General features: G+C 35.6%; 16 protein-coding genes and 1 riboswitch. Of the genes, 7 read left to right on the plus strand and 9 right to left on the minus strand.

Features of this window, described 5'->3' with window-relative positions:
• The first annotated feature begins 331 nt into the window (after nucleotides 1-331).
• Entirely contained in the window at nucleotides 332-2,059 is a 1,728-nt protein-coding gene (locus tag HOY35_RS11360; protein WP_172213809.1) for a septation ring formation regulator EzrA, read from the plus strand.
• 126 nt (nucleotides 2,060-2,185) lie between these two features.
• On the opposite strand, the gene rfbB is transcribed toward HOY35_RS11360, so the two are convergent.
• Genes rfbB through rfbA form a run of 3 tightly spaced genes read right to left on the minus strand, consistent with a single transcriptional unit; the run spans nucleotide 2,186 to nucleotide 4,732 of the window.
• On the minus strand, nucleotides 2,186-3,223 hold the full coding sequence (gene rfbB, locus HOY35_RS11365; protein WP_172213811.1) for a dTDP-glucose 4,6-dehydratase: 1,038 nt from the start codon (nucleotides 3,221-3,223) through the stop codon (nucleotides 2,186-2,188).
• A 43-nt stretch (nucleotides 3,224-3,266) separates the two neighbouring features.
• The gene (locus tag HOY35_RS11370) at nucleotides 3,267-3,863 is read right to left on the minus strand and encodes a dTDP-4-dehydrorhamnose 3,5-epimerase family protein (RefSeq protein ID WP_172213813.1); all 597 of its coding nucleotides are present in this window, start codon (nucleotides 3,861-3,863) and stop codon (nucleotides 3,267-3,269) included.
• Nucleotides 3,863-4,732, minus strand: a complete 870-nt coding sequence (rfbA, locus tag HOY35_RS11375) for a glucose-1-phosphate thymidylyltransferase RfbA (protein ID WP_172213815.1) — start codon at nucleotides 4,730-4,732, stop codon at nucleotides 3,863-3,865. Before rfbA ends, HOY35_RS11370 begins: the two co-directional genes overlap by 1 nt.
• A gap of 199 nt (nucleotides 4,733-4,931) precedes the next feature.
• Here rfbA and HOY35_RS11380 point away from each other — a divergent pair, with 199 nt between their 5' ends.
• Both HOY35_RS11380 and mprF read left to right on the plus strand, forming a co-directional pair.
• Nucleotides 4,932-5,627 carry an alpha/beta fold hydrolase gene (locus HOY35_RS11380; RefSeq protein ID WP_172213817.1) on the plus strand — a complete coding sequence of 232 codons (696 nt, stop codon included), beginning with the start codon at nucleotides 4,932-4,934 and terminating at the stop codon, nucleotides 5,625-5,627.
• A 16-nt stretch (nucleotides 5,628-5,643) separates the two neighbouring features.
• Nucleotides 5,644-8,220, plus strand: coding sequence for a bifunctional lysylphosphatidylglycerol flippase/synthetase MprF (gene mprF, locus HOY35_RS11385; protein ID WP_172213819.1), 2,577 nt, complete (start codon nucleotides 5,644-5,646; stop codon nucleotides 8,218-8,220).
• 73 nt (nucleotides 8,221-8,293) lie between these two features.
• Here the strand turns inward: mprF and HOY35_RS11390 are convergent, their stop codons facing one another.
• From HOY35_RS11390 to HOY35_RS11405, 4 genes are all read right to left on the minus strand, one after another.
• Nucleotides 8,294-9,136: an aminotransferase class IV gene (locus HOY35_RS11390; RefSeq protein WP_172213821.1), complete on the minus strand. Its 843-nt coding sequence runs from the start codon at nucleotides 9,134-9,136 to the stop codon at nucleotides 8,294-8,296.
• 78 nt (nucleotides 9,137-9,214) lie between these two features.
• Nucleotides 9,215-9,457, minus strand: coding sequence for a hypothetical protein (locus HOY35_RS11395; protein WP_172213823.1), 243 nt, complete (start codon nucleotides 9,455-9,457; stop codon nucleotides 9,215-9,217).
• A 1-nt stretch (nucleotide 9,458) separates the two neighbouring features.
• The gene (locus HOY35_RS11400) at nucleotides 9,459-9,815 is read right to left on the minus strand and encodes an arsenate reductase family protein (RefSeq protein ID WP_172213825.1); all 357 of its coding nucleotides are present in this window, start codon (nucleotides 9,813-9,815) and stop codon (nucleotides 9,459-9,461) included.
• A gap of 218 nt (nucleotides 9,816-10,033) precedes the next feature.
• Nucleotides 10,034-11,236, minus strand: coding sequence for an FtsW/RodA/SpoVE family cell cycle protein (locus HOY35_RS11405; RefSeq protein WP_172213826.1), 1,203 nt, complete (start codon nucleotides 11,234-11,236; stop codon nucleotides 10,034-10,036).
• Nucleotides 11,237-11,501: 265 nt separating this feature from the next.
• Here HOY35_RS11405 and HOY35_RS11410 point away from each other — a divergent pair, with 265 nt between their 5' ends.
• Nucleotides 11,502-12,794 carry an adenylosuccinate synthase gene (locus tag HOY35_RS11410; protein WP_172213828.1) on the plus strand — a complete coding sequence of 431 codons (1,293 nt, stop codon included), beginning with the start codon at nucleotides 11,502-11,504 and terminating at the stop codon, nucleotides 12,792-12,794.
• A 552-nt stretch (nucleotides 12,795-13,346) separates the two neighbouring features.
• On the opposite strand, the gene HOY35_RS11415 is transcribed toward HOY35_RS11410, so the two are convergent.
• Nucleotides 13,347-13,877: a folate family ECF transporter S component gene (locus HOY35_RS11415; RefSeq protein WP_172213830.1), complete on the minus strand. Its 531-nt coding sequence runs from the start codon at nucleotides 13,875-13,877 to the stop codon at nucleotides 13,347-13,349.
• A 34-nt stretch (nucleotides 13,878-13,911) separates the two neighbouring features.
• Nucleotides 13,912-14,004, minus strand: a riboswitch (THF riboswitch).
• Nucleotides 14,005-14,260: 256 nt separating this feature from the next.
• Between HOY35_RS11415 and HOY35_RS11420 the strand changes: the two genes are divergently transcribed.
• Nucleotides 14,261-14,878 (plus strand): HAD-IA family hydrolase, encoded by a 618-nt coding sequence (locus tag HOY35_RS11420; RefSeq protein WP_216656377.1) that lies wholly within the window; start codon nucleotides 14,261-14,263, stop codon nucleotides 14,876-14,878.
• On the opposite strand, the gene HOY35_RS11425 is transcribed toward HOY35_RS11420, so the two are convergent.
• Nucleotides 14,875-15,480 (minus strand): carbonic anhydrase family protein, encoded by a 606-nt coding sequence (locus HOY35_RS11425; protein ID WP_172213832.1) that lies wholly within the window; start codon nucleotides 15,478-15,480, stop codon nucleotides 14,875-14,877. The genes HOY35_RS11420 and HOY35_RS11425 overlap by 4 nt on opposite strands.
• 198 nt (nucleotides 15,481-15,678) lie before the next feature.
• On the opposite strand from HOY35_RS11425, the gene HOY35_RS11430 reads away from it, so the two are divergent.
• Nucleotides 15,679-17,571: a serine hydrolase gene (locus HOY35_RS11430; RefSeq protein WP_172213834.1), complete on the plus strand. Its 1,893-nt coding sequence runs from the start codon at nucleotides 15,679-15,681 to the stop codon at nucleotides 17,569-17,571.
• 78 nt (nucleotides 17,572-17,649) lie between these two features.
• A complete protein-coding gene (locus HOY35_RS11435; RefSeq protein ID WP_172213836.1) occupies nucleotides 17,650-18,240 on the plus strand; it encodes a hypothetical protein in 591 nt (196 codons plus the stop codon).
• The last annotated feature ends 272 nt before the right edge of the window (nucleotides 18,241-18,512 follow it).

An 18,512-nucleotide genomic window follows, 5' to 3' on the forward strand; every position in this document is an offset into this window, starting at 1 on the left:
TAGGCCAACAAAAAAGGTGCCTAGCAATACATAAAAAAGCGCAAAAAATCCAAAATCAGTCATATTTTTTATTAAAAAAACATTTATTTGATTTTGAAATTTTTCAATGCGCTTCACTTCTTTCTATCCAAGATAAGCTTACAATACAATCATTTAATCAAAAGGTCAAGTCTTTATTTTTCATCAATATTTAAAAGACAATAATAAATAAAATTTTAGTAATTTATTCGTGAATCGGGTCTTGCTTTATGATATAATTTTCATTGTATATTAACGAACATATTAATTATTCATTATATTAAATACTTTACAACAAGACAGGGGAATTCAGATGCCTAGAAGCTTAATATGGGTTATTGTTATCTTATTAATTATCATCGTTGCATTTTATATCGTTAGCTTGATTTTCAAAAAGAAGAGTCAGGATCGGTTGGACGCTTTAGAAGAACGTAAAAACACACTTTTTGAACTACCAGTTTCAGATGAAATCGAGCGAGTGAAGCAGATGCATCTAGTAGGTGAAAGTCAAAATACCTTCCGAGAGTGGAATCAAAAATGGACCGATATTTTAAACAACTCACTAGCAGATTTAGAATCACACATTTTTGAAGCAGAAAATTTAAATGAAACGCTTCGTTTTATCAAGGCTGGTCATATTATTGATACTGCAGAAAGCCAAATTGAGCTGATGGAAACCGATGTCCAATCCATTCGCAACGGCTTGAAAAATCTACGTGAAACCGAAGAAAAAAATTCAATTGCTGTTCAAGAGGCACTTGATGTCTATGAGGAATTAAGCAAGACCATTAAAGAGAGTAAATCGAAATTTGGTAATACTGTTTCCGAATTGGAAAAACGACTTTATAATATTGAGATTGAATTTACTCAATTTGTTGCCTTAAACACCTCTGGTGATCCAATTGAAGCAACTAAGGTCTTAAAAAAGGCGGAAGAGGACACCTATGATTTAAAATCGGCTGCAGACCGCATTCCACCAATCATTGAAGAGTTAAATGAAACATTCCCTGCGCAAATTGATGAACTCGAAAAAGGGTATCAAAAGCTAATCGATCAAAAATACGTCTTTTCAGAAAAAAATATTGAAGCACAAATATCAGAAATTAAAGGTAAAATTACTTCTGCTATTTCTGATATCGAGCGTTTTGAAATTGATGAAACTGAAAATAATAATGAAAATATCCAAAATGCAATAGACAGTCTTTATGATATTTTTGAAAATGAAATTGATGCCAAAGTATTTGTTACTAAAAACATTAAAACCATTAAAGATTATATCAATCATGCAAAAGAAAATAATAAAAAGCTGTTAATCGAAATTGATCATGTTTCGCAAAGCTACGCACTCAATCATAATGAACTTGGACGTGCTCGAAGCTACCAAAATGAAATTGAAGAAATTGAGCGTCAAACTAACGAGCTAATTCCTAAAATCGAAAACAATGAGAAGGTATATACCGAAGCAAAAAATTTCTTAGATGAATCATTTAGAGTGTTAGCAGATATTGAAAAAGAGCAAGTAACAATTTCAAACACTTTGGATACTTTACGTCAAGATGAAAAGATTGCCTTACAAAAAATTGATGATTTTGAGCTTGAGCTTAGAGCAATTAAACGTCATGTTGAAAAGCAACGCTTACCCGGTCTACCTCAAGAGTACACTGACTTCTTCTTTACCACAACTGAACAGGTCGAAGGTCTAATTGATGACTTAAACAAGGTTCGTATCAATATCGAAGAAATCAATCAAAAAATTAAAGCCTGTGGTGAAGAAATTAACCTACTCGGCAATCGTACTGAAGAACTGATTGATGCTGCTGGCTTGGCGGAACAATTGATGCAATATGCCAATCGCTGGCGCCATAACACGCCAATCATTACTCAGGCCTTTAATCGTTCATATCAGTTATTTGCTCAAGAATATGCTTATAAAGCATCGCTTGATGAAATTGGTTCTGCTTTGGAAAAAATTGAACCTGGTTCTTTTAAACGAATTGAACAGTATTACTTTAAAAATAAAGATAGCTTATTTGAAAATTAAAAAAAATACGTTTCGGCTCAAAGTCGAGACGTATTTTTTTAGTCTATCGACGAATGAAAAAGCCTAGAAGTTCTAGATTAAACTTCTAAGCTTATTAATTATCAATCATCAATAATTAATTATTAATTATTGTCCACTCTTGGCATAGTTCGCTTCGACTTCAGCTTTTTCCGCAGACCACCAAGATTGGTTATCCGTATACCACTTAATTGTATCAGCTAAGCCATCCTTAAAGTTGGTAAATTCTGGCGTCCAGCCTAATTCTTCACGTAATTTAGTTGAATCAATGGCATAGCGTAAATCATGTCCTGGGCGATCATTAACATGCTCGTAATCCTTTTTATCATGCCCCATTAATTCAAGAATTAATTCGATTACTTCTTTATTATTCTTTTCACCATCAGCACCGATTAAATAAGTTTCTCCAATCTGACCCTTAGTTAAAATCGTCCAAACAGCTGATGAATGATCGTTCGTATGTATCCAATCACGAACATTTTTACCATCACCATAAAGCTTCGGTTGAATACCACTTAAAATATTCGTAATCTGACGTGGAATAAATTTTTCGATATGCTGATATGGGCCATAGTTATTTGAACAGTTTGATATGGTTGCTGCTAAACCAAATGAACGAACCCATGCACGAACCAGTAAATCTGAACCAGCCTTAGTTGAAGAATATGGTGAGCTTGGATTATAAGGTGTTTTATCTGTGAATTTTTCACCTGCACCATCACCATGTCCAGGTAAATCCTCTCGCAATGGTAAATCGCCATAAACCTCATCTGTTGACACATGATGGAAGCGGGTTTGATATTTACGACAGGCTTCCAATAGGGTAAAAGTCCCTACTAAATTTGTTTGGATAAAAGGTGATGGATCCTTTAATGAATTGTCATTATGGCTTTCAGCAGCATAATGTACCACGGCATCGGCATCCTTGACTAATTGATCGACAATTTTTGCATCTGCAATATCACCCACAACTAATTCAACACGATCGCCTAAAATTTCGGAGATATTTGCTTTATTACCAGCATAGGTTAGTTTGTCTAAAACAATAATCTTCACTTCTGGATGGTTATTGTAAACATAGTGGACAAAATTGGAGCCGATAAAACCTGCGCCCCCAGTTACTATGATTTTCTTATATTCGCTCATCATAATTCCTTTCATATTGAAGCAGGCTAAAATTTTTATATGCTTAGCCTAAGCTTTTTCTATCTAACGCCTTAACATCTTTAAGCAGCGGATGATTTTTATCAGCATCACTGACTTCTGCATTTGCTAAATCATGCCATTTAATCCCTAACGCTTTATCCGCATAATTAACAAAGGCATATTTTGGTTTTAAATCAAGTGCCCAGTAGTCGTTTACAAGATACGAATAAGAAACAACGTCACTCAATACCTGAAAACCATTAGCAACACCACGCGGTACAAAAATACCAACACTCGCATCAATCTCAGTTTGATAAACATTACCAAAGGTGTCACCCTCACGTAAATCAACCCAGCTACCTAAAACACGACCTGCATCAGCAACTGAAATGTATTTATCCCAAGGCTCAGCGTGGAGCCCTCTTAAAACGTTTTTTCTAGAAAATGAAACATTATTTTGTAATTTACCATATTCAAAAAAGTGCTGTGGAAAGCCTAACGGTAACATTTTTTCCTTTTGAAAATTTTCCTTAAACCAACCACGATTATCGCCATGAACAGGTATATCAAATTCAAGCATACCGGGAATCGCTTCAATTTTTCTTGCTGCTAATGTTTTACCAAAAAAGTTATCTGTCATTATACCTCACCAATCAAGCGTAGTAGATATTGTCCATATTCATTCTTTTTCAAAGGCTGCGCTAATTCTTTCACCTGCGCCTTTGAAATATAGCCCATCCGGTAAGCAATTTCCTCTAAATTAGCAACCTGCATATTTTGCATTCTTTGGACTGTTTCAATATATTGAGCTGCTTCAAGCAGGCTTTCATGTGTACCTGTATCAAGCCAAGCGAAGCCTCTTCCCATCAATTCAACAGATAAATCGCCACGCTCCAAATAAGCCTTGTTGACATCCGTGATCTCTAATTCGCCACGAGGTGAAGGCTGAATATTTTTTGCAATTTCAACGACATCATTATCATAGAAATAAAGACCAGTCACAGCATAATTTGATTTTGGTTGTGCTGGTTTTTCCTCAATTGACACTGCAGTCATCTTATCATCAAACTCTACCACACCAAAGCGCTCTGGATCAGGCACATGATAACCGAATACCGTTGCACCCTTTTCTCTTGCAGCAGCAGTCTGTAGCATTTTAGACAAGCCCGGACCATGATAAATATTATCACCTAAGACAAGTGCCACCGAATCCTCACCAATGAAATCCTCACCAATAATAAAAGCTTGGGCTAAGCCATCTGGACTTGGCTGAACAGCATATTGTAAATTGATACCAAATTCTGAGCCGTCCTGTAGTAATTCTTTAAATCTTGGTGTATCTTGTGGGGTTGAAATAATTAATATATCCTTAATACCAGCTAACATCAAAGTAGACAATGGGTAATAAATCATTGGTTTATCATAAACCGGCATTAATTGCTTACTTACTGCACGGGTTACTGGGTATAAACGAGTACCACTACCACCCGCTAAGATAATTCCTTTCATAATTGACCTCCATTATAGATTTCCTTGTTAATTATCGCTTAAAATCACAATACCGTCAACTCTCTTTAGACTTTGTTACTATTTCTTAAGATTGTTGACATTCCTCCTATGATTGATTTACAAAACGATTGAGAGATGATAATTTTTAATAGATAAGGTAAAATTCAGATAGCAGTTCATTAAATCAAGAAGGTGCTTTATGTTTATTAATTTAAAAGATAACACTAAAATTTATCTCGAAATTTCCGGCGAAGGCTTTCCGCTAATCTTATTGCACGGCAATGCACAATCTAATACTTATTTTAAAAAACAGATTGAAGCCTTTCAAGAAAGCTATCAGGTCATCCGAATAGATTTTAGAGGGCACGGTAAAAGTACAAATCGGGGTAATCAATTTAGCTTAAAAAAATTTTCGGAGGATCTTAAAGAAATCGTAGATACCTTAAAAATTAAACGCTTTGATTTGCTAGGCTTTAGTGATGGTGCAAATGTTGCAATGTACTTTGCCGTCAATCATCCGCAAATGGTCAACTCATTAGTGCTCAATTCAGGTAATATCTCTATTAATGGTTTATTTTGGGTTTCAAAAGCTGCGACCGAAATATCGATTTTACTTGCTTATCTGTGTTTTTGGCAACCAGAATTACCTAAAATTAGAAAATTGATGCGTGAAAGCTTAACGATTTCCTTCGCTGATTTAGAACGAATAACAGCTAAAACATTAGTTTTAATCGGTCAATTTGACATTATTAAGCGGCAGCATTCGCAAAAAATTGCAAATTCAATTCCAAATGCGATACTTAAGGTTGTGCCTTGGGCACTCCATGATATTGCTTATTTACAGCCGCAAAAATTTAATCGTATCGTACTTAAGTTTTTAAAAGCATCTGTTTAGAGTTAAAGGAGTAGAAATGAAATTCTTAATTCAAAAGATTAAGGAACAATTCAAATTAATTAAGGGATTATTCTTTGTCACCGTCGTCGCAGTTGTCATTTATGAATCACTAGCCATTATTAAAACAATTCAACCCGATAAATTGAGGCATGCTTTCAATCAGATTACACCACTAGAAGTAATTGCGCTGATTTTACTCGGAGCACTAGCTGTTCTCCCCATGATTTATTATGATTTTATTTTTAATAAAGAATTACAAACAAACTTCTCAAAAAAATATATTGCTGAAAGCAGTTTATTAATTAATACCTTAAATAATCTAGTTGGCTTTGGAGGGCTAATTGGCACCAGCTTGAGAGCACACTTTTATGGTAAGGAAAAGACACCCAAAGATGTCCTTAAAGCACTCGGCAAGCTATTAATATTTGAAATTAGTGGTTTATCCATTTTAAGCGCTATTGCCCTCATACTTGCCTTCACACCTTGGACAAACAATTATTTCTATCAATATTGGCCATGGCTACTTGGTGGTACCTTATATTTTCCAGTTATTTTAATTGTCAGCTTTTTGGCAAAAGACAAGGCTTTATTGAGTATCCCTCGTCGCTTAAAATATGAGTTAACCTTGACCTCAATTTTAGAATGGTTAGCAGTAAGCTGCTTTTTCATTTTTGTGGGGCTCACAATTGGTGAAAATTTTGCCATTAGTAATCTATTCGTACTCTATATTGCTGCAACAATCATTGGCTTTGTTTCGCTAATTCCGGGTGGTCTCGGCTCATTTGATATTATGATGATTCTAGGGTTGCAAAACATCGGTATCTCAACTGAGCAAGCGGCAGTTTGGCTACTGATTTATCGAATTGGCTATTATTTAATTCCAGTTATCATCGCCGTCATTTTATTTCTCAAAACAAGCTTTAATGAGATTAATCAGCACTACGATGGACTACCTAAAATACTTATCTCTGATTTTGCACACCACGCCTCAGTATTTTTACTCTATACGCTGGGCATTTTAATGGTATTATCGGCCGCAATTCCGGTCGCATTTGAAAAGAATCATTTCTTACATCAATTTTCACCCTGGGGTGCTCAAACCATTCTAACAGTGCCAAAATTAACAGTGGGCTTTTTACTCTTAATTGTTGCACACTCTATCTTGGTCAAGGTGAAGCGGGCTTTTGTACCATCCTTAATTTTATTGATTGGCACTTTGGTTTATATCATCGTAAAATCATCTTCCCTCATTCCAGCGTTAAATGGGAATGCTTTGTTTTTCTCATATTATCGTTCAAGTATGATCACGGGAATTATTATCGGTATCGCCATCGTATTAATTATACTTTCAAAAAAATCATTACATCGTAAGCAATTAGTATTATCCAATGAATTATTCTTTAAAGACGGGCTAATTTTTATTGTGCTATCAATCGCTTATATTTTAATTGGTGTTTATAATCATCCAAATCGCCACCATCATCGACCAAGAGTCAACTTTCTACTCTTTCCTTCGGAAAAGCTCTGGTTGTCTGGGTTTTTGATGATGATAATTATCTCTGTCTTTATGGCAATATTAATTCATTATCTACAGGGTAAAAAAGAGACAATAGGACAAGCATTTGATAATCAAAAGGTACAAGCCGTGCTTGAGCAATTTGGAGGCAATCAGCAAAGTCATCTTGCCTTTTTAAAAGACAAAGAGCTGTTCTTTTATCAAGCTGAGGGCGTAAATCAAGCATTTTTGCAATTTAAGCAAATTCAAGATAAGCTGATTGTAATGGGTGATCCGTCTGGTAATCCAGCGTATTTTCAAAAGCTGATTGAGGATTTTGTCAATCAAGCCGATATTTTGGGATATTCGCCAATTTTTTATGAGGTGACAAAAAATCAAACGATGTTCTTACACGAACTAGGCTTTAGGTTCTTTAAAATGGGCGAGGAGGGGCACGTCGATTTACAAAGCTTTTCCATCTCTGGCAAGAAAAATAGAACGAAGCGTTCACTGGTCAATCAAGTTGAAAAGGCTGGTTTTACAATGGCAATTATTACCCCGCCCTTCGATAGAGAATTGATGGAGCGACTCAAAGCAATTTCTGATGAATGGCTGGCAGGCCGTGAAGAAAAAGGTTTTTCACTTGGCTTTTTCAGTGAAGATTATTGCCAACGCGCACCAATTGCTGTTGTCAAGGGTCAAAATGGACAGATCGAAGCCTTTGCAACAATCATGCCCTGCTATCAGGAAAAGCGCATTATCTCAATTGACTTAATGCGTTACTCAAAAGAAGCACCAAAGGGTGTAATGGATTTCTTATTTATTTCAATTTTTGAGCATTATCAAGCCGAAGGCTATCAATACTTTGATTTAGGTATGGCACCGCTATCTAATGTTGGTGTTTCTTCAAAAAGCTACGCTTTTGAAAGAATTGCTCACTTAATTTATCAATTTGGTACTAAAATATACAGTTTTCAGGGCTTACGTGCCTACAAAGACAAATATGCTGATTTTTGGGTCAGCCGTTACACCCTATATAGTCGTGATAAAAATGTCATTTTTACAATTTTAGCCTTACTTTCTGCTGATAAAAGATGACTAAAAAGCGTTAATTACAAACTGCAGCGACCGATAAAATGGTCTTACAGTCATTGAATTAACGCTTTTTACTTTAAATTAATGCTTGAAATTCCTGATAAGTCGCAGCTTGTAACGCCTGTAATAGCTGTTCATTTCTACCACCTACCCCTTTACCATCAATTTCAGTAACTTGTGAACAAAAATGGCTAGAGCTCGTAATAATAACTTCTTCTGCATTAAATAATTCATCTAGATTAAAGGCTGTTTCATCACAAGGGATACCTAGCCTTTTTGCAGCCATTAATAAATGCTTTCGAGCAATCCCCGGCAAAATCCAGTGATCCGTAGGTGCAGTTTTTAAGCGACCTTTTTGGATAATATGAACATTACTATGTGCACATTCCGTCACACGTCCCTGACGATGATAAATCGTTTCATCCAGCCCTTTTTGCTGTGCGCGTTGAGTCGACATGACGTTGGGTAAAAGATTTAATGTTTTAATATGGCATAATTCAAAACGAATATCTGGCTCTGTTTGCACCTTCAATGATTGGGTCAAAATCGTTTTAGGACTGGTTGATGGCGTAATATAAACAGTCAGATTCGGCTTAATATTTAAATCATAGGCATGATTTCTAATCGCAGTACCTCGAGAAACCTGAAAATAAACAAACTGCTCAGATGAGTCAACCTTTAATGCAAGCTCTGCTAGTAATTCGGCAAGCCACGCTTTACTAAAATCAGGCTGAATATTAACTAGACTCATACTATTGAAAAAGCGATTGATATGGTCCTCTAAAAGATAAATTCGATGTTGACTCGCAATCGTCGCATCATAGACCCCATCGCCAAAATAATGTGATCGATCATTTAGAGGAATACTCATATCCTCAATTGTCGAAATCTTACCGTTATAATATGCAATATTTTTCATTCAATCCGCCTCCTAAATAAAAAATGCACAAAGCTAATGATAGTCTTGTACATTATAAAGATAAAGTCCCGTGTTACTTCAGCGCTTTTTCCTTCTTTTTCCTTGATGCTTTGGCACTAGTAAAATGGCAAAGCAAATAAATATCAGACTAATAATTGCTGATACAATGGCAATTTTACCAGCCAAACCAATCAGTGTTAAATGTTCGGCAGCCCAATAATAATATAAAATATAACAATTAATGATAATAATCACCAATCGTACAGCATTACCAATTGTCAACGCCTTAATAATACGAATCGTCTTATTTTTATTTTTCATTTTAATTTCCAAAAATAGCTTGATACTGCGCCTCTTTAAAGCCTACAGCTAGGAGCTGACCATCCTTAACAAGCAACGGTCGTTTAATCAGCATCCCATCACTCGCAAGTAGCTTAGCGCGTGCAGCATCATCCAGCATTGCTAGCTGATCCTTTAAGCCAAGCTCGCGGTACTTCTGACCTGAGGTATTAAATAATTGTTTCGATTGAAAACGCCCCTGCTTCAACCATTCTAATATTTGTTTTTTTGATGGCGTATCCTGACGAATATCATAATCGTTAAAGCTAATTTGGTGATTTTCTAGCCAATGCTTTGCCTTCTTACAGGTAGAACAGCCTGGGTGTTCAATAAAGTCCATTTTATGCCTCCTTATTTAGCAATCACTTTATTTTATTATTATTAAGCTATTACGTCAAAATATTAAATTTTTAAAATGCTACTAAATCAGCGGCCTCAGAAAATTTCAACCTAAGACAGCTCTGCGCTCAGACGATTTTCGCCTGAGCGCAGCTTACCATAAAATATACTTATGTGAAAATTGCTAGCTGATTTAACCCAACCGCAGCGTCAAACAAATTAAGCTGCAAGCACACCTTTAGCCTTTAAACTAGGACGCTTATCCTGAGTATGATACTTCATTGACAGAATTAAGCCAACACCGATTAGATTACTTACCATTGCAGAGCCCCCAGCCGAAATGAAGGGAAGCGGAATACCTGTTAATGGCAACAGTCCAATATTTGCCCCAATATTTTCAACAACATGGAATAAAATCATCATAATGATACCAGCCGAAATATAACTATAAAATTCATTATTTGAATCATAAGTCACCTGAATCATTCGGTAAATCAACATAAAATAAAGGAAAATCACTACCGCTGAGCCAACGAAGCCAAAATTTTCAGCAATAACCGTAAAAATCATATCACTTTCACGCACAGGAACACTAACATCAGTTACATTAAAGCCCTTACCCAATAGACCAGCTGAGCCAATTGCCATTAAGGCCTGACTTTGTTGGTAAGCTGAGCTCGAATCCGAATTAAAGGGATGGAGCCAGTCATCAAACCGGCTGAGCTGATATTTTTGGATACCAAGCTTTAATAAAATCTCCCGTCCAGTATCATTTTGTACCATAAATAAGATTAAAGCGACAAAGCCAACTGCGAGAATCGCTAACGGCAGGATGATTTTCCAAGAAACACCTGAGATAACAATTACACCAGCTAAAATGGCAAAGAAGACGAGCATCGTACCCAAGTCATCCTGAAATTTTAACAAAATAGCAACAGGTAAGGTAATCAGTATTTGCTTACCGAGTAGCACAAAATCACTTTTAATCGTTCGCTTTTGATGTTCAGCATTATGCCTGACCGAAATAAAGGCAAGCATTAGAACAAAAACAATTTTCATAAATTCGGACGGTTGAAAAAGGGTATGTCCACCAAATGAAACCCAGTTTTTCGCCCCCGTTGAAGCAACCAAGCTCGAATCATAAAAAAATATCGGTAGCAGCATTAGAACAAGCCCCATCCCATAAAGATAAGGTGTTAATTTCCATAAGAGCTTAGAACTAAAATGAATCACAATAATAGCCATCACAATTCCAAAGATAATCCACCCACCCTGCCGCAATAATTGTGCGGTGATATTTCTTTTGGCCTCATGATAGTAAGCAACATAAAGTGAAAGCATTCCAATAATAGTTAATAAAAATACGGGTAAAATCAATCCGTAATCAATTCGTGAATCACGCTGTAGATTTCTTCGTTGCATCGTTCTCCCTTTCCAAATTCAAAATAACGATTTATCTAGCAAAGCTAATAATTATTATACAATACCCAATTATATAATAATTCAAAAGAAATAGCTCAAATTATTTAGTTTGTTTAATAAAAATTAGAAACGAATATTACTAATTTTATTTAAAGCAAAGCCAATATCTAATTGCACAGGCTTGCAGTTGAGTGTAAAATAAGAGGGTAGTCTTAAAATAATTTTTAAATACTTAACGTGAGTTAAAATTAAAGGAGAATATAACATGGCATCAGTAGTTGTTGTTGGTACGCAATGGGGAGACGAAGGTAAAGGCAAAATCACCGACTTTTTAAGTGAAAATGCTGAAGTAATCGCACGTTATCAAGGTGGCGATAATGCTGGACACACGATTCAATTTGATGGTACAAAGTATAAATTACACTTAATTCCTTCTGGTATTTTTTATAAGGAAAAAATTTCAGTTATTGGAAACGGTGTGGTTGTCAATCCCAAATCACTCGTAGAAGAGCTTGCTTATTTACATCAACATGATGTTAATACTGATAATTTAAGAATTTCTGATCGTGCTCATGTGATTTTACCTTACCATATCACTTTGGATCAATTACAAGAAGACGCTAAAGGCGACAATAAAATTGGCACAACGATCAAGGGTATTGGACCTGCTTATATGGATAAAGCCGCTCGTGTTGGCATTCGAATCGCTGATTTACTAGATAAGGAAATCTTTGCTGAACGTTTAAAAATTAACCTCGAAGAAAAAAACCGCATGATTACCAAAATGTATCACGGTGAGGCGCTAAGCTTCGATGATATTTTTGAAGCCTATTACGAATTCGGTCAACAGATTAAGCATTACGTTACTGATACTTCTGTTATTTTAAATGATGCACTTGATCATGGAAAACGAGTTTTATTTGAAGGTGCGCAAGGTGTCATGCTTGATATTGACCAAGGTACTTATCCTTTTGTAACCTCATCAAACCCTGTTGCCGGCGGTGTGACGATTGGTAGCGGTGTTGGTCCTTCAAAAATCAATAAGGTTGTGGGTGTTTGTAAAGCTTATACTTCCCGTGTTGGCGATGGTCCATTCCCAACAGAATTATTTGATGAGGTTGGAAACCAAATTCGCGAGGTTGGACGTGAATATGGTACGACAACCGGTCGACCTCGCCGTGTGGGTTGGTTTGATACAGTCGTGATGCGCCATTCTAAACGTGTTTCTGGTCTGACTAACCTATCTTTAAATTCAATTGATGTTTTAACTGGATTAAAAACGGTCAAGATTTGTACAGCCTATGACTTAGATGGCAAGACAATCACTCATTATCCTGCTAGTCTTAAAGAATTAGAACGTTGTCAACCAATCTATGAAGAGCTTCCTGGTTGGGATGAAGATATTACCACTGTACGTGATATTGCTGACTTACCTGAGAATGCACGCAATTATGTGCATCGTGTTTCTGAATTAGTTGGCGTAAAAATCTCGACCTTCTCAGTTGGTCCAGATCGTGAGCAAACCAATGTCTTAGAAAGTGTTTGGGCACAAGCCTAATTCACCAATTTTAAAATAGTAACCTAATTAAAACAGCCAGATTGCATTTTTAATAAATGCCTCTGACTGTTTTTTGAATACACATCGATCAATCTTTGAACTAAGCTTTTAACGCCCTTTGTCGCTTGAATTGAAGTACCTCACAAAAATGAAAGATTTCGCTACTTTAGAGAAATACCATTTTTGTGAGAAGAGGCGGAAGAACGGAGTGAACAAAAAATTAGAAGTCTTTTAACTAATTGATTATCACAACACTAACAATTTTCAGCCATGCTGCAGCGATAAGTAGATAACACCTCTAATTCTGGTGAACGAAGTTGCTTCCGACGATGCCACTAATCTAGCTTCAATGACCAACACCTAGCAAACTAGAGAAAAAGTACGCACGAGCAATAGCTCGTTTACGTCTTTTTCCTAAGTTTGTACGGTGCTAACCGGACATTTCAGCTTTTTTAATAGCTGCCTCAAATTTCATTCTGAAATCCTCGGAGAGTAAGTCGTCATGGCAAAAAAACAGTGCTAGGGATGGTAGCACTGTTTTAATCTATTTTTTTATATATTAATTTTAGATTGTTTTAAAAATTTTGCCTGTAATACTCTAGGTAAGACAAAGTAAACGATAATTACCTGAATCGGAATTGCGATTAAAACCTTGATTAATCTAGCAGGCATCAACGACCAAAATGGCACCTGATACATAATTGTCAACCAAATCGGTGTTAAAAAAAGGGTATCCAGCAAGGTAATCGTGATATTTGCCATGATAATTCGTTTTAAGGTCAGCTCTTTACGATAATAAAAAAGACTGTATAAAACACCTGTAATTGCGGCCGAGAGCGTAAAGCCCGGAAAATACGGACCAGTCGGCTTTAGCATAAAACCGATAATGTCTGAAATACCAAAGGCAGTTGCTGAGGTAATTGGTCCAAATAAGGCACCAATTGCGGTGTGTGTGATAAATGCGCCATCGATTCGCATAAATTGTGTATCAATACCTAAAACACGCTTTAGGATAATGCCTAAAGCCACTAAAACTGCGAGAAGCGTAATTGTTCTCACATTAAATCTTGTTTTTGTTGCCATTTTTACCACTCCTATTTTAGAGTAGCCACTTTTAAGCAGCGAATGCGAAAATATTACCGCGGTTTCCCTTCGTCCATAGGCGACATCCCATCCTTATGACACTTAACGCAATATTTTCTACTCTGTTGATTTGAACACCTTAGTGTCCGCTACCAATTATAGCATCATTTATCTAAAATCGCTCATTTGTCTTTCATATTTTCTCATATAACGATTAACTATGGCTGAGAGCGACGATAAGAAAAATATTTTCAATTTATTCTGAAATTTCTCACATTTTGTTTTATACTAGGAAGAAATAGGTAAGACACATTGCTTCAAATCATTCTTGCTTCATTATTTGCTTTGATTACAACATCATTTTATTAAGGGAGTCAATTTAATTGGAAATAAAATATGAAAATTATATTTGGGATTTAGGTGGTACTTTAATCGATAGCTATGCGGTAAGCGTCAATGTCTTTAAAAAGATACTCGCTGAATTTGGGATTTTAACGGCGGAGGACATGATCTACCGACGAATGAAAAAGAGCTCAACTGAGGAGGCTGCAAAGTTTTTTGGCGTTGGAGACATTCATCACTTTATGACACGGTACCGTGCAATGGAAAAGCCAATGCAAGAAAAACCAGTCTTATTTCCCGGTGCCAAAGAAACCTTGGAAGCAATTTGCAACCAAGGCGGTCAAAATTTTGTAATCAGTCATCGCGACCATTCTGTCAATCAACTATTAGAAAATGCTGGTATTAAGAGCTTATTTACTGAAATTGTAACTAGCGACAATCAGCTACCGCGCAAACCCAATCCAAGCTCCATTAACTATTTAATCGACAAATATCATTTAGAAAAATCAAAAACCATATTAATTGGAGACCGTGCTTTAGATATAGAAGCTGGTGAAAATGCTGAAATCTCAACTGCGCTTTTCAAATCAGACATAATTATTGCCCAAGTCAAACCTACTTATACCATCACTGAATTGAAAGAGCTATTAACCATTTAAAAACGGGCGATTTCTCGGTCTTGAAGCGGCTGTATCTTACGATTATTATTAGGATAATCCTTTTGATACAGCTCTAGCTGTGCCTGTGACACCTGAATAGGCGTATCCAAAACAATCCAGGTCACATCACTACTTAAAGGTGGCGTTGTTAATGAGCCTGTATATTTGTAACCTGACATTTGATTTGGTAGGAATTGGTCAATTGCTAAATAATCTGCTTTTTGTTCAATTAAGGCATTAAGGGCAGAACATTCTGCTCCAAGCTGAAGAAAAATCGCAATAACCATTAATTCACCATAATCATTCCAATGAACTAGGTGCAGCTCACCCGGATACCCCTTACCGTCAATTTGATGCTCGCTTGTCGTATGGATATGAAATTGCTTAAAATAAAAAATCTTTTTATTCAAAGTAACCAAACCATCCCCAAAAACATAGGCATTTATTTCGTCAGTAATCATTGCTTCTATTTTAGACTGATAATCAAAGGTCAACCGAACAATCCGCTTTTCTGCAATTTCGGAATCAATATTGATTGGTGATTGATGATAACATTCTTCCTCACTCCATTTTTGCTCTTTATAATCTAGTCGTAATTTCATGCCAACCCCTATTCACTATAATATATAAAAAAGTTTATAAAAAATATTTTATTTTATATTATTATTAATCTTTTTAAAGTGCAAAGAAATGAACTACTTTTTTCCAAATGATTACATTTCAATAACGTTTTCGCAAAATTAATCTTTTCAACTATTTTTCTTGTATAATAAATATATTAAAAATACAAAGGAATTATCATGTCCAAAAAAATCTTGCACCTATTTATTTTGGTTGCTTGCTTCTTTCAATTTGAAAATGTCGTAAGTACCACTAACGCAACTCAGGATAATATTCAAGACTACTACCAGAAGCTAGTTGGCAAAACAGCAGTCAAGACAGACTATGGCGTTTTAGGCGTCGTTAAAACCGTAACAACCACTAATGATCAGGTAATTGTGGTTTTAAATACAGGTGATGAAATCCCAGCAACTGATCAAACTGTCAAATATAATCAGCTTGATTCCGATTTTAAATTTAAGTTTTCCACTGGTGATAATATTTGGCTATCTGAAGCCAGCCAAGCTTACTCTGACAGTAGCCTTGCACAACAGTCAGGTAATTTAGCGAGCAATCAAAAAATAACCATTCAAGCAAGTGGCTACAATCAGCTTGGTGAACCCTATTATCAAACTGACAAAGGGTACCTTTCAGCACAAGGTCAGTTTCAACTGATTCAAGCAAGTGAAGCTGATTATTATTTTGATAATCCAAATCAAGTACTCGTAGCTGGCGACACAGCGATTTATCGAGATAGTCTTCGCTTACAAAAAGATGAAACCATAACGACTCAAGCTGTCCTTGAAATTGCCAAGGTAACGCTAGCAAAGGATGGTATTCCTGTTCTGCAGCTTTCAGATGGTCGATTTATCAGCGCTAACCGAAAAAACGCTCAATTTATTACTAATCAATATCAAAATTATTGGACAACCTTGCCAGAAGCGGTTATCAATTTAACAGCTGAAACAAAAACGGTGAGTCAGCTCAATCAAAATACAACAGACGCTGAAGCACCAATCAAAAAGGGAACAATTATTCCAATTTCCGAATTAAGTGTTGACAAGCAAGGTATCCCTTACTTTAAAACAGTAGCCGGCGACTATATTAAAGCCGAAAAAAATTTAGAAGCGATTAAATCAAACGCAACGGATAACTTTACAATTAATCCTAATTATTTACAAACAGCGAAAAAAATAATGGCTTACTCAGATGAAAATTTGAGTCAAAATGCAAAAGAAATTAATAAAAATAGCTTAGTAGAAATTGAAGCAATCGTCATTAATCAAAATCAGCGACCTGTTTTAAAGACTAAGGATAATTTATATTTAAGTGCTGAAACTAAATCTTATAAAATCATTACTGATTATAAAATTTATCAGGTTCAGCAATTGTTAAATCAGAAATATAATGATGCAAATCTTGGTGTTTATGTACAACGCGCAAGTGGCGGTGAAATCGCCTCAATCAATTCAAGTCAAGAAGTTCATGCAGCAAGCACTGGCAAATTACCAGAAATTTATTATACACAAAAATTGATTAATGAAGGACAATTAAAGTTATCAGACCAGTGGCTTTATACAGCTGACGTCAATAGCTGGCAGGGCGCCTATGAAACAGCAGGTGCAGGTGTTATTAGTAAAACAGCCGATAATAAGCAATATTCAGTCCAATCAATCCTAGAAAAAACATGCCAAAGCTCAGATAATGTTGGCGCCAACTTTTTAGGCTATTATGCCACTCAAAAATATAATACCGACTTTCAAAATACTATTAATCAAATTGTTGGCTTTAAATGGGAGGTCGCAGCTAAAAAAACAACGGCTGAACGTAATGCAAAAATAATGTTAGCACTATATCAATTAGGTGGCGAAGCAATTGATTATTTAAGCCATACCGACTTTGATAATCAACGGATTTCTAAAAATATTGATGTTCAGGTCGCTCATAAAATTGGTGATGCCTATGACTATCGCCATGATGTCGGTATCATATATGCTAATCAGCCTTTTGTCCTTTCAATCACAACGACTAATAACACTGATTATGATGTTATTTCTAACATCGCAGACGATATTTATTCAATTATGAAATAATTAATTAATTGTTTCAGCGTGACGACAGCAAACCAATTATTATATAATAGAGCTATTAATAAAAAATTGGAGTTATTTATGAATATCATCGTAATTATTTTAGTCTTATATTTTATCAAGGAGCAGTTTAGCTTTAATCGACTACAAAAATTGAATTATCTATTCTTACCAGTGCTATCAATCTACCAAGTTGCAACAAATTTCAAATTAAATCAGTTAAACATCATTTTATTAATAGTGACGATCCTAATCGGAATAGTAGTTGGTTATTATCAATCACGCTATGCGCAAATTAAGCGTGAGCTAAAGCCAGTTTATATCTATTATGATGATGAGCATAACGAAAGAAAAATTTATAAAAGAGGCATTTTAGTAAAGGGTGGTCGCTCGTATATCGTTGGCTGGATAATCATTTTTGCAATTCAAATCATGATTCAATATCTTGTATTAGTTGATAAAGGGCCTATTCAAAATGAGCTTTACCATGAATTATTAGCAGATTTCTTTTCAATTTATCGCCTTAAATCCCTAGGAGAATCAGCCGATCACTGGTATGTTTGGGCACTGTATGGGACATCTAATCTTTTTTACTTGAATTTTCTATGCAGACGACACCCAACGGTTAGAGAAGCACTCTTCAATTCTGACAAAGAGATACTGGAATCCTAACTGATTTACAAAGGTGATTTAACGACGTAAGCAAAGGGGCTAAATCAGCTTACTTGGAAGGTTACATCTAGTTTTAGTATTTAAACTAAGTTTTTTAAAGCGCTCTTTACTTGCTTGTAAAAGCAAGTTTTAAATGTCTACCTTGCCGACTAACAGACAATTTTTGAAAATCATAAGAATTGTCTGAGCGCAGAGCGTACTTATATGAAACTTTCTAGCAGATTTAGCCCTTAATGCGACACTGTGAACTTATGTCTAAATTTATCATGCTG

Origin of the sequence: Enterococcus sp. MMGLQ5-1, from assembly GCF_013155265.1 — a bacterium.
Taxonomy (GTDB): Bacteria; Bacillota; Bacilli; order Lactobacillales; family Streptococcaceae; genus MMGLQ5-1.